General features: G+C 66.4%; 11 protein-coding genes. 8 read left to right on the forward strand and 3 right to left on the reverse strand.

The window, feature by feature from the left end; genetic code table 11:
• Window positions 1-20: 20 nt before the first annotated feature.
• From ABIS05_RS16045 to ABIS05_RS16055, 3 genes are all read left to right on the forward strand, one after another.
• Window positions 21-257: a hypothetical protein gene (locus tag ABIS05_RS16045; RefSeq protein WP_348013809.1), complete on the forward strand. Its 237-nt coding sequence runs from the start codon at window positions 21-23 to the stop codon at window positions 255-257.
• Window positions 258-497: 240 nt separating this feature from the next.
• Entirely contained in the window at window positions 498-794 is a 297-nt protein-coding gene (locus ABIS05_RS16050; RefSeq protein ID WP_348013810.1) for a type II toxin-antitoxin system RelE/ParE family toxin, read from the forward strand.
• Window positions 794-1,618, forward strand: a complete 825-nt coding sequence (locus tag ABIS05_RS16055) for a TatD family hydrolase (RefSeq protein ID WP_348013811.1) — start codon at window positions 794-796, stop codon at window positions 1,616-1,618. Before ABIS05_RS16050 ends, ABIS05_RS16055 begins: the two co-directional genes overlap by 1 nt.
• Before the next feature lie 15 nt (window positions 1,619-1,633).
• On the opposite strand, the gene ABIS05_RS16060 is transcribed toward ABIS05_RS16055, so the two are convergent.
• The 3 genes from ABIS05_RS16060 to ABIS05_RS16070 form a co-directional block, all read right to left on the reverse strand.
• Entirely contained in the window at window positions 1,634-3,814 is a 2,181-nt protein-coding gene (locus ABIS05_RS16060) for a hypothetical protein (protein ID WP_348013812.1), read from the reverse strand.
• A 189-nt stretch (window positions 3,815-4,003) separates the two neighbouring features.
• Window positions 4,004-4,825, reverse strand: a complete 822-nt coding sequence (locus ABIS05_RS16065) for an MOSC N-terminal beta barrel domain-containing protein (protein ID WP_348013813.1) — start codon at window positions 4,823-4,825, stop codon at window positions 4,004-4,006.
• Window positions 4,826-4,838: 13 nt separating this feature from the next.
• A complete protein-coding gene (locus ABIS05_RS16070; RefSeq protein ID WP_348013819.1) occupies window positions 4,839-5,648 on the reverse strand; it encodes a mechanosensitive ion channel family protein in 810 nt (269 codons plus the stop codon).
• Window positions 5,649-5,666: 18 nt separating this feature from the next.
• On the opposite strand from ABIS05_RS16070, the gene ABIS05_RS16075 reads away from it, so the two are divergent.
• The 5 genes from ABIS05_RS16075 to ABIS05_RS16095 all read left to right on the forward strand — a co-directional run bounded on the left by ABIS05_RS16075 (window position 5,667) and on the right by ABIS05_RS16095 (window position 10,948).
• On the forward strand, window positions 5,667-6,230 hold the full coding sequence (locus ABIS05_RS16075) for a DNA-deoxyinosine glycosylase (protein WP_348013814.1): 564 nt from the start codon (window positions 5,667-5,669) through the stop codon (window positions 6,228-6,230).
• A 53-nt stretch (window positions 6,231-6,283) separates the two neighbouring features.
• Entirely contained in the window at window positions 6,284-7,057 is a 774-nt protein-coding gene (locus ABIS05_RS16080) for a spermidine synthase (RefSeq protein ID WP_348013815.1), read from the forward strand.
• 11 nt (window positions 7,058-7,068) lie between these two features.
• Window positions 7,069-8,853 carry a GspE/PulE family protein gene (locus tag ABIS05_RS16085; protein WP_348013816.1) on the forward strand — a complete coding sequence of 595 codons (1,785 nt, stop codon included), beginning with the start codon at window positions 7,069-7,071 and terminating at the stop codon, window positions 8,851-8,853.
• A 109-nt stretch (window positions 8,854-8,962) separates the two neighbouring features.
• Window positions 8,963-9,427 carry a tripartite tricarboxylate transporter TctB family protein gene (locus ABIS05_RS16090; protein WP_348013817.1) on the forward strand — a complete coding sequence of 155 codons (465 nt, stop codon included), beginning with the start codon at window positions 8,963-8,965 and terminating at the stop codon, window positions 9,425-9,427.
• Window positions 9,428-9,436: 9 nt separating this feature from the next.
• Window positions 9,437-10,948 carry a tripartite tricarboxylate transporter permease gene (locus ABIS05_RS16095; protein WP_348013818.1) on the forward strand — a complete coding sequence of 504 codons (1,512 nt, stop codon included), beginning with the start codon at window positions 9,437-9,439 and terminating at the stop codon, window positions 10,946-10,948.
• Window positions 10,949-11,270: the final 322 nt, after the last annotated feature.

Below are 11,270 nucleotides of genomic sequence, written 5' to 3' on the forward strand. Positions count from 1 at the left end.
CCACTTTCAAGGAGTCACCCATGAGCGGCCGCACCCTGAACATCGAACTGCCTGAGCTCGTGTTCGCGCAGGTGGATGCACTGGCGCGGGATACCGCGCGCAGCCCGGCACGGGTTGTGTCCGAAGCCTTGGAACGGCTGCTGGCACTCGAAGCCTGGCAAATCGAGGACATCAAGGCCGGCCTGCGGGAAGCGGAAGCCGGCGAGTTTGCGAGTGAGGCCGAAGTGGCCGAAGTCTTCGCCCGCCACGGCGCCTGATGGCGATCCGGTGGACGCGCGGCGCGCTGCGCAACTTGCAGGACCTGTTCGATAGGGCCTGTTAGCACTATGGCAACGGGTCGCGTTGTAGCCAGAAAGGCCGCGAGCAAGGCGCGAAACGAAGCTTGGGTAAGCCCAAGCGAGGCTTCGCAACGCCGCGCGCGGCCTTTCTGGCCACAACCTGAAGGGAAGGCCCGTCGCCAGGGGCCACTCCGCGTTGCACCGCTAGCCCGCATATCAATGCGGGCGTCGCGCTGCGCCTTGATTGGCCCCTGGCGGCGGGCCTTCGCGACCCATTGCCGTAGTGCTAGCAGGCCCTTCATCGCCGCTGACAACGCGGCTCGCGCTGCCAGCTTTGCTCGGGAACTCAAGGACAAGATCGAGCGCTTGGATGCGTTCCCGGGTCTTGGGCAGCCAGGCCCGCTGCCAGGCACGCGCGAACTGGTGCTGCACGCCAACTACCGGGTCGTCTACCGGATCAAGGCCACCGAAGTCCAGGTGCTGCGCATCCAGCACCACGCCATGCGCAGACGCTGATGTGGATCGACACCCACTGCCACCTCGACGCGGCCGAGTTCGACGCCGACCGTGATGCCGTCGTCGCACGCGCTTTGGCCGCAGGCGTCACGCAGATCGTCATCCCCGCAGTGGACGCGAGCAACCTTGAGCGCGTGCGGGAGCTGGCCCACCTGCATGACTTCACCTACGCGCTGGGAATCCACCCGCTGTGTGTGATGGGTGCGAAGCCGGGCGATTTGGACCGCGTGGCCGAGGCACTTCAGAAGCACGCGGACGACAAGCGCCTGGTGGCCGTCGGCGAAATCGGCCTGGACTTCTTCGTGCCGGGCATTGATCCCGCCACGCAGCAACACTTCTACGTCGAGCAGCTCAAGCTCGCCAAGCGCGTCGGTCTGCCCGTGCTGCTGCACGTGCGCCGCAGCGCCGACAAGCTGCTCGCCGGCCTGCGCCGCGTTGGCTTCCCGCACGGCGGCATCGCCCACGCCTTCAACGGCAGCGAGCAGCAGGCGCAGGCCTTCATAGCCCTCGGCTTCAAGCTCGGCTTCGGCGGCACGTTGACCTTCGAGCGCTCACTGCAGATCCGCCGCGTCGCCGCGAGCGTGCCCGAGACGGCGCTGGTCATGGAGACCGACGCACCGGACATCCCGCCACACTGGCTCTACAAGACGGCCGAAGAGCGCGAGGCCCAACCGGGCCAGGCGCGCAATGAGTCGGCAGAGCTGCCCCGCATCGCCGAGAGTCTGGCGGAACTGCGCGGCTGGACGATCCAGCAGACGACGGCGATCACGTCGGCCAATGCCCGAGCTGCGCTGCCGCGACTGGCTGCGCTCAGTGCGGCGTGAACGCCGGCACCCGGCTCAGGGCGCCAACGGCAATAAGCTGTTCCAGCGCACGGACCCCGTGATGGGCGTGTAGTCGCCCACGCCACGGACGACGTAGTCCAGCGCCAGCTTCGTGATGGCGCCCGAGCCGTCGGTCTCCAACTCCAGGACGGTGAAGTCGCTGCCCCATGGCAGGAATCCGGTCTGCCGCATGTCGAATTCGAGCAGGTTGACCCCGTCCGGTCTGCCAACAGCCTTGGCGCTCCATGCATTGCTGTACTTGCCGGGCCTCAGTGCGCTGCCGTCGCCCGTGCGCAACTGCAGCGACCAGTCGGGATAATGGGACGCCGGCCCCGCCTTGTCCGCGTAGTTGATCGTCAGTCGGTCGCCGCCGCCGTCGATCAGCAACTGGCCGACCTGTGGGCCGCCCCAGATGAACTGCTCGTTCACATTGAAATTGAGCGCACCGACATGCACGACGCTCGACCAGGACTCGGCGGTGTCATGCACCGTTCGGACGACGATGTCCGCGCTCTCGCTCGTCCCGTCAGCAAGCGCCATCGTCAGCCTCAAGGTCGCCGTGCCGATGCCGGTCGCGCCCGCGCCCAGGGTGATGTCCGTCTCGGCGGCGGTGGGCGTTGCAATGACGACGGGCTGGCCTGAGACCTGCGTCCAGTTGTAGGTCGCCGTTGGCGCTCCGGCGTTTTGCGCGAATGTGCCGACGCGGGTGCCCTGCGTCGCACTCAGGTACAGCGGCCGCTTGAAGAAGCCTGGCCTGGGGTTGAGGTAGTCCAGCGTCTGGAAGCCGCCGACCGTGCCCTTGTAGATATCCAGCGTGCCACCGGTCGTGGCCCGCAGCAGTTGACCCTGGGTCGTGGGCGTTCCAGTGTCGAGCACGAGTTCGTATTGCCTGGAGTAACGCAAAGGCTGAACGGGCTTGATGAGTACCAGGGCGCCGAGGTTCTGCACCGTGATGGCCACCTCTTGCGCCACGCCCGTTCCACCCGGGATCTGCCCCTTGTCCATCAGGCGCCAGGTCCAGCTTTCAGTGGCGACCGGCGGCCGGGTGAGCTGGATCCTCAGTGCAGCTTGCGTACTGATCGCCGTTGAAGCCCTGAACGGCGCCCGCAGACTGAACTCGTTGGGGTCCATGGCATAGGTATTGCCCCGGCCGCCAGGCGTGTAGTCCGCAAAGAAGTAGCCGGAGATCAGTCCGGCATCCGACCAGTTGCCGTCACCGAGCAGGTCGAGGTTGCCGTCACCACCGAAGTCGACCTTGACGCTGATCTGCTTGCCCGCCCCGCCCGCACTGGTGACATCGATGCGGACCTCGTCCTTCGCGGCGCCCTGCATGAGCAACCAGCCCTGGCCCGGCCGTGGGTCCGGCAGTGTGTCCAGCCACGACGAGATGCTCACCGGCGTGCTGACATCAAAGCTGCCGCCCAGCTCCGGTGACGCGTAGCGCATGCGCAGGTCCAGATAGGAGCGGGCTTCATCCCAGCGTTGGCTCTTCTCCATCCGGAACGCGCTCAGCCGGTCACCGCCGATGGACAGCCAGGGAAAGTCGAACACGACCTCGTCGTTGACCCCGTCGCCCACGACCAGCGTCGTGCGCGTGTCGCTCATGCTCAACGCCAGGCGCGCCGCGCCGGACACGCGGAAGTCGGCGTCCTTGTCGCCCACCGTCGCGGAGATGGCAATCCCCGGCGCCAGGACTGTCACTGCCGCGACGAAGCCTCCCGAACCGTCGACGCTGGTGATCTTCACGCTGGCGGTGCCATCCACCGTGCGGGCCAGGGGCTCGCGATGGCAGCTCGTGAACTGCATCGTGATCACGTCGCCCGCGCTGACCATGCCGTTGCCGTCGTTGTCCTGGAAGTTGCGGCTCCAGGTGCCGGTGACTTCACACTCGCCTGACTCCGTGGCCTTCTTCTGTTTGATGGTTGCCAGGACGTCGTCACTCAGCGCATTGCCGAGCCGCATCAGGCCTTCGCTGGCCCAGAGCGGATAGCCCGCCACGCGGCCCGCATTGCTCGACGTGAACTTCAGCGTTGCGCTGGTCGTGCCGGCGTTGCCACCCGTGGCGCCGCCGGTCCCCGTGCCGGTGCCAGGCGCCGGCTGCGGATTCGAACCGCCTCCGCCTCCGCCACCACCGCAACCGGCGAGTGCCAGCACGACGGCCGTCGACCACGCACCCACCTCAGCCAATTTCCACATTCGCTTCTTCCTGCGCCATTCATTTGTGCGCGCATTGTGACGTTGGGGATGCGCTTACCTATGCAGTACGGAGCAGTGTGAGACCCAGCTTGGCCGCGCAAAAGCCTGCCGCCACCGCTGGGAGGCCTTGCAACATTGAACCTTGGCAAGGTTGGGCGGCGGCTCTTGCGTACTTTCGTGGATGCGCCTTCAGGTGCCGCCGAAATGTAGCGTTAGCTCGACGCGGTCACCGATGCTGAGCCGGCCCGCGCCGCTGCCCCTGGCATAGATGCCGAACTGCACCGGCGCGCCAGGCACCCGCTCGGCGCTGAGCTGGGTCAGCGCGTCCAGCGCCAGCGGCTGGGGCTCGCCGGTCGCCGGGTCCACGGTGGGCATGACGCAGCGCACGCAGACGGACGTTCGCCGCAAGGTCAGGTCACCGATGCGGGCCTCGCTAAGGATGTCTTCGATGAAGGGCGGCAGTTCGCCGCCGTCCTCGGCGCACAGCAAAACGTTGGGCCGGGCGCGCTGGGCCAGGCCGGTCAGCGGCTGGGCGAGCGCCTCCTGCCAGGACTGCAGCGAGCCGTTGCCGACGACATGCAGCGCATTCAGAAAAGGCCGGCGCTGCGCCTCGATGCTCAGCCTGACGAGCCGCAACCGTTCGCCGGTGACGGTTTTAAGCAGCGCGGCGGCGTCCTCGCCGGCATCCCAGACTTGCAGGACATCGAAGTCCTGGCGCTCGCCGTTCCAGCCGCGCACGTCCAACGCGTCGCCGCCATCGCCCGGCACCGTCAACGATCGCCCCAGAGCTTGCAGTTCCGGATCCGAGCCGACCAGCCGCGCATGGACGAGGGCGAGCCTTGGGTGCGCGCCCATCCAGGTCAGCTCGCCGCCCGCATCGACGACGCCCCAGCCCCGGTCACCGACGGGCCAGCCGTCGGCGTCCAGCTGCAGCGTGTCGACCGCCTCACCGGCGCAGGACTTGATGGGGTAGCGCCAGAGCCTGGCAATGCGGGCGATCAGATCAGCCATGGGTGTCTCAACTTCAACGGTTGCGCGGCGCGAGTGGCGTCTCGGGCACCGGGTAGCCGGCGGCGCCGAAGGTGGCGACGATGGCCTTGTGGGTGTCGAAGTAGACCTGCCAGTAGTGGTCGGTATGGCAATAGGGCCGCACGCAGAGCAGGGGGCCTTCGGGTGTGAACTGCAGGATCTCGATGTCCGGCGCCGGATTGGCCAGCACGTTGGGAATGGCGGCGATGGCCGGGCGCAGCTTGGCGATGGCGTCCAGCGGGTCCACGCTGTTGGCGACCTTGGCCAGGCAGTCGACGCGGCGGAAGGCCTGCGCCGAAAAGTTCTGGATCACGCCGCTGAAGACGGTGTTGTTGCCGACCAGGGTGTGCACGTTGTCGGGCGTGTTGATGGTGGTGCCAAAGAGGCCGATCTCGGTGACGGTGCCGGTCACGCCGCCGGCCTGAACGAAGTCGCCCACCTTGAAGGGCCGCAGCACCTGCATGAAGACGCCGGCCGCAAAGTGGGTCAGCAGGCCGCCCCAGGCGATGCCAATGGCCAGGCCGGCGCCGGCCAGCAGCGCGGCGAAGGAGGTGGTCTTGACGCCGAAGATGTCCAGGATCGCGAGGATGAGGACGAGGTTCAGCAGCACGCTGAGGATGGAGCGCAGGTAGGTGGCCAGCGTCGAGTCGATGCGGTGGCCGCGCTCCAGCGCCGCAGTGAAGACGCGCAGGGCGATTGAAATGAGCCACCGGCCCACGACCCAGGCGGCGATGGCCGCGAGAATCTTCAGGCCGAAGTCCGCACCCTGGGTGCTGAGAAAAAGCCAGATGGCTTCCGTATTCATCATGTCGAGTCACTCCCTGTGAAAACCCGCGCATCGTCGCAGCCGCCGGCCGTGTTTGCCAAGCCTCCAAACCCCGACATTGAGCGTCTTGTCGGCCTTGCGCCGGTGTTTGACGCGCAGGCCCGCCTGCTGGTACTCGGCAGCTTCCCCGGCGCAGCCTCGCTGCAGGCGGCCCAGTACTACGCCCACCCGCGCAATGCCTTCTGGCCGGTGATGGGCGCGTTGCTCGGCGAGGCCGACCTGCCCGCGCGACCGTATGACGAGCGCCTGCAGGCGCTGCGTCGCCACCGCGTCGCGCTGTGGGATGCCGTGGCCACCTGCCGGCGGGAGGGCAGCCTGGACACGGCCATCGAGGCCGCCGAGCCGAGCGACCTGCGCGAGCTGGTGGCCCGCCTGCCGAAGCTGCGCGCCATCGCCTGCAACGGCGCGCTGGCCCACAAGCAGACGCTGCTGGCGCTGGGTGATGCGAACGTGCCCGTGCTGCGCCTGCCGTCCACCAGCCCGGCCCACGCGGGCCTGAGCCTGGCCACCAAGACGGAAGTCTGGCGCGCTGCTGTGCAGCTTTACCTGTCGGCCGACTGAAAGACGCCGTGTGGCGCGGCGCGCCGCCGGCCTTGACCTAGGATGCCTCGCCAATGAAATCCAAGACACCTACCTGGGGCCCCGCGACGCTGAGCGAGTTCGATGGCGTGCGGTTCCTGCACCTGGACTCGATCTGGGTCCAGGGCGCGATGCGCATCCGCAAGCCCGACCAGCTCGAACTCGAATACATCCAGCGCATGTGCGCGTGGATGCTGTGGCGCGACACGGCCGTGCTTGGCGAAGGCCACGCGGTGCAGCTGGGCCTGGGTGCAGCCGCGTTGACGCGCTTCTGCCACGGCCAACTCAAGATGCAGACGACGGCCGTCGAGATCAACCCCGAGGTCATCGCCGCCTGCCGGCACTGGTTCCGCCTGCCCGGCAACGATGCGCGGCTCAACGTCGTCAACGAGGACGCTGCGCGCTGGGTCACCGACGACGCCAACCTGCAGACCGTCGACGTGCTCAACGTCGACCTCTACGACCACGACGCCGCTTCACCGGTGCTGGACGACGAGGCCTTCTACGCGGCCTGCCACGGCGTGCTGGCCGATGGCGGGCTGATGACGGTCAACCTCTTCGGCCGCAGCGCCAGCTTTGCGCGCAGTGCGCTGCGCATTGCCAAGGCCTTTGGGTCGGACCAGGTCTGGAGCCTGGCGCCCACGAAGGAGGGCAACACCGTCGTCGTTGCGGCGCGTGGCGTGCAGGTGCCGCATCGGGACGTGCTGGAGTTGCGCGCGGCTAATATCGAATCACGCTTCAAGCTGCCGGCCGGCCAGTGGCTGCGCCTCGTGAGGCCGTTGCCTGTGAGCATCCTGCAAGCGCTTTGAACTCGACGCCGATGACACCCAAGCCCAAACCAGCGCCCGCGACATCCGCCAAGCCCGAAGGCCGCCTGGAATGGCGTCAGCTGTTGAAGTGGCTGCTCAAGGACGGCCTCATCGACGAGGCCCAGTCGGTGCGCACCGAGCAGCGCTTTGCGGCCGGCGACAGCTCCCTGCACCCGCTGGTGCGCCTGGGCCACGCCAGCCTGGTGCGCCTGACGACGGGCAAGCCGCTGGATGTGGACGCGTTGTCCGAATGGCTGGCCCTGCGCATCGGCATGCCCTACCTGCGCATCGACCCGCTGAAAGTCGATGTCGGCCGCGTCGGCGACGTGATGTCCATCGGCTACGCCGAGGCCAAGCGCTGCCTGCCGGTGCTGTTCGGCACCAACGACGTGACGGTTGCGACGTCCGAGCCCTTCGACACCGGCTGGGTCGCGCAGATCGAGTCGCATGTGCGCAAGCCCATCAAGCTCGTCATCGCCAACCCGCTGGACATCGCGCGCTACACGACCGAGTTCTTCACGCTGGCCCGCTCCGTACGCCAGGCGGCCAAGGCCGGCGAGCAGAGCCAGGTGACGAGCTTCGAGCAACTCGTCGAGCTGGGCCGGAACAACAAGCAGTTGGACGCCAACGACCAGGGCGTCGTGCAGGTCGTCGACTGGCTGTGGCAGTACGCCTTCGATCAGCGCGCGTCGGACATCCACCTGGAGCCGCGCCGCGAGATGGGCGTCATCCGCTTTCGCATCGACGGCGTGCTGCACACCGTCTACCAACTGCCACCCACCGTGATGGCGGCGATGACGTCGCGCATCAAGCTGCTCGGCCGCATGGACGTCGTCGAGAAGCGCCGCCCGCTGGACGGCCGCATCAAGACGCGCAACCCGGCCGGCGACGAAGTCGAAATGCGGCTGTCGACGCTGCCTACGGCCTTCGGCGAGAAGATGGTCATGCGAATCTTCGACCCCGACACGGCGGTCAAGGACCTGGCCTCGCTGGGCTTTGGCAGCCACGACACCGAGCGCTGGGAGAGCCTGGTCAAGCAGCCCCATGGCATCATCCTCGTCACCGGCCCGACCGGCAGCGGCAAGACGACGACGCTGTATTCCACGCTCAAGCGCCTGGCCACCGACGAGGTCAACGTCACGACCATCGAAGACCCGATCGAAATGATCGAGCCGGCCTTCAACCAGACTCAGGTGCAGAACGTCCTCGATTTCGGCTTTGCCGAGGGCTTGCGCGCGCTGATGCGGCAGGACCCGGACATCATCATGGTCGGCGAAATCCGCGACCTGGAGACGGCCGAGATGGCCATCCAGGCTGCGCTGACGGGTCACCTCGTCTTCAGCACCTTGCACACCAACGACTCGGTCTCGGCCATCACCCGCCTGCTGGACCTCGGCGTGCCGAGCTATTTGCTCAGTGCGACCATCATCGGCGTGCTGGCCCAGCGGCTGGTGCGCACGCTCTGCCCGCATTGCAAGGAGCCCGACCCGCTGGTGACGCGCGAGAGCCTGAACGAACTGGTGAAGCATTGGCGGCTGGGTGGCGGCGTCAAACCCTATCGGCCCGTCGGCTGCCTCGAATGTCGCAACACCGGCTTCCGAGGCCGCGCCGGTCTCTACGAGCTGCTTTCGGTGACGGAGGGCGTCAAGTCCACGCTGAGCGACCTCACGGCGCTGCGCCGGCAAGCCATGCAGGAGGGCCTGAGGCCCCTGCGGCTGGCTGGGGCGATGAAGGTGGCCGAAGGCGTGACGACGGTGGAAGAAGTGCTGCGCAGCACGCCGTCCTGGGAAGGCTGACTTGGGCTGCCTGGCTTACGTGTAATCCACAGGCTGCCGGCCGCCCCCCGCTGCCAGAATTCTCGCCACCACATATCGCGCCTTCTCGCGGCGCTGGAGTCAAGACGCGATGAAGATCAAGAGTCAGCGGGATTTCTGGTCGGGGCTGACGTTCCTGATCATCGGCGTGGCATTCGCCTGGGGTGCCACCAACTATTCATTCGGCTCCTCGGCCCGCCCCGGGCCCGCCTATTTCCCCTTTGGTCTCGGCATCTTGCTGGCCCTGCTCGGCAGCCTTGTGCTGTTCAAGGCCCTGACGCTGGAGTCCGAAGGCGGGGATCCCATCGGCCCCATCGCTTGGCGCCCCTTGCTCGTCATCGTCGTGGCTATCGTCGTCTTCGGCCTCGCTCTGCCGCGGTTAGGACTGGCCTGCACGCTACCCTTGACCATCATCGTTTCATCCCTGGCCGACCGCGAGTTCGATTGGCGCGGCGTGCTGATCAGTTGTGTCGTGCTGACCGTGGGCAGTTGGGCTCTCTTTATCGTGGGCCTGAAGCTGACCATTCCGCTCTGGCCCATCTATTTCACGGGCTGAGGCGACGAGATGGACCTGATCAACAACCTCGCCCTCGGCTTCCAGACGGCGCTGAGCCTGCAGAACCTGCTCTACGCTTTCTTCGGTTGCGTACTCGGCACGCTGATCGGCGTGCTGCCCGGTCTCGGCCCCGTCGCGACCATCGCGATGCTGCTGCCGTCCATCTACACGCTGGACGCCACACCCGCCCTCATCATGCTGGCCGGCATTTACTACGGTGCCCAGTACGGCGGCTCCACCACGGCCATCCTGATTAACGTGCCGGGTGAATCCAGTTCGGTCGTCACCGCCATCGACGGCTATCAAATGGCCCGTCAGGGTCGCGCGGGAGCGGCTCTGGCCGCTGCGGGCCTGGGCAGCTTCTTCGCTGGGTGTGTCGGCACGATCATCATTGCCGCCTTCGCCCCGCCACTGACCGAACTGGCCTTCAAGTTCGGCTCGGCCGAGTATTTCTCGCTGATGGTGCTCGGCCTGGTCGGCGCCGTTGTGCTGGCGTCCGGCTCATTGGTCAAGGCCATCTCGATGATTGTCCTGGGGCTGCTGCTGGGGCAGGTCAATACAGACGTCATCACTGGCGCCGCGCGCTTCTCCTTCGACATTCCCGAGTTGACCGACGGCATCGGCTTCGTTGTCATCGCCATGGGCATCTTCGGCTTCGGCGAGATCATCGCCAACCTCGGCCAGCCCGAGGAGCATCGAGAAGTCTTCACCAAGGAGGTCAAGGGCCTGTGGCCCACGCGTGAGGACTTCCATGAGGCGTGGCCGTCCGTGCTGCGCGGCACGGCTCTGGGCTCCGTCCTCGGCGTGCTGCCTGGCGGCGGCGCCTTGCTGGCCTCGTTCGCGTCCTACACGCTGGAGAAGAAGGTCGTCCGTAATCCCCGAATTCCCTTCGGCAAAGGCGCCATCCAGGGCGTGGCCGGCCCCGAGAGTGCCAACAACGCTGGCGCGCAGACCAGCTTCATCCCGATGCTCACGCTGGGCATACCGCCCAACGCCGTGATGGCGCTGATGGTTGGCGCCATGACCATCAAGGGCATCCAGCCCGGGCCGCAGGTGATGACCAGCAACCCAGAACTCTTCTGGGGCCTGATCGCATCGATGTGGATTGGCAACCTGATGCTCATCGTGCTGAACCTGCCGCTGATCGGCATCTGGATCAAGCTGCTAACGGTCCCCTACCGCTTCCTCTTCCCCGCCATCGTCGTGTTCTGCTGCATCGGCACCTACTCGCTGAACAACAACAACTTCGATGTCTTCATGACGGCTGGCTTCGCGATGCTGGGCTACGTCTTCTACAAACTCAATTGCGAGCCCGCACCGCTGCTGCTCGGTTTCATCCTCGGCCCCATGATGGAAGAGAACCTCCGTCGGGCGTTGCTGCTTGCACGTGGTGACTGGAGCACCTTCCTGACCCGTCCGCTGTCCGCTGGCCTCCTGGTTGGCGCCGCGCTGATGATCCTGGTCGTCATGCTGCCGTCGATCAAGAACAAGCGTGAGGAAGCCTTCCAGGACGAGGCATGAACATGGGCGTGGGTAAAGCGTTGCCAGCGTAAGAGCTTGCGGGCGCCATCTGGCTCCTCTTGGAGTCCAGGTGTTGCCTGTTCATCCCGGCACCTGCCTGTATAGAAGGTGCCGTCGCGTTCCTCGCGGCGGATTGGCAAGCTGGCAGCCGCCTAAGCGAACTTTGATCGAGTACTTGCGGACCCCGAAAAGCTTGTGCTACAGTCGTGGGCTTCGCTGCTGACAAAAGCGCTTCGAGATCTGGCAACGGATTGGGGTGTTGAGGATGGGCGGAGGCGGGTTGAAAGACCTGGGCGGGCTTGAGACAAGTCGGCGAGTGCTT

Source organism: Roseateles sp., assembly GCF_039929605.1.
Taxonomy (GTDB): Bacteria; Pseudomonadota; Gammaproteobacteria; order Burkholderiales; family Burkholderiaceae_C; genus Pelomonas.

What these genes read in the sequence shown, in the direction of transcription:
- ABIS05_RS16045 (WP_348013809.1), top strand. Translation starts at nt 21, where the DNA reads ATGAGCGGCCGCACCCTGAACATCGAACTGCCTGAGCTCGTGTTCGCG.
- ABIS05_RS16050 (WP_348013810.1), top strand. Translation starts at nt 498, where the DNA reads ATGCGGGCGTCGCGCTGCGCCTTGATTGGCCCCTGGCGGCGGGCCTTC.
- ABIS05_RS16055 (WP_348013811.1), top strand. Translation starts at nt 794, where the DNA reads ATGTGGATCGACACCCACTGCCACCTCGACGCGGCCGAGTTCGACGCC.
- ABIS05_RS16060 (WP_348013812.1), bottom strand. Translation starts at nt 3,814, where the DNA reads ATGTGGAAATTGGCTGAGGTGGGTGCGTGGTCGACGGCCGTCGTGCTG.
- ABIS05_RS16065 (WP_348013813.1), bottom strand. Translation starts at nt 4,825, where the DNA reads ATGGCTGATCTGATCGCCCGCATTGCCAGGCTCTGGCGCTACCCCATC.
- ABIS05_RS16070 (WP_348013819.1), bottom strand. Translation starts at nt 5,648, where the DNA reads ATGAATACGGAAGCCATCTGGCTTTTTCTCAGCACCCAGGGTGCGGAC.
- ABIS05_RS16080 (WP_348013815.1), top strand. Translation starts at nt 6,284, where the DNA reads ATGAAATCCAAGACACCTACCTGGGGCCCCGCGACGCTGAGCGAGTTC.
- ABIS05_RS16085 (WP_348013816.1), top strand. Translation starts at nt 7,069, where the DNA reads ATGACACCCAAGCCCAAACCAGCGCCCGCGACATCCGCCAAGCCCGAA.
- ABIS05_RS16090 (WP_348013817.1), top strand. Translation starts at nt 8,963, where the DNA reads ATGAAGATCAAGAGTCAGCGGGATTTCTGGTCGGGGCTGACGTTCCTG.
- ABIS05_RS16095 (WP_348013818.1), top strand. Translation starts at nt 9,437, where the DNA reads ATGGACCTGATCAACAACCTCGCCCTCGGCTTCCAGACGGCGCTGAGC.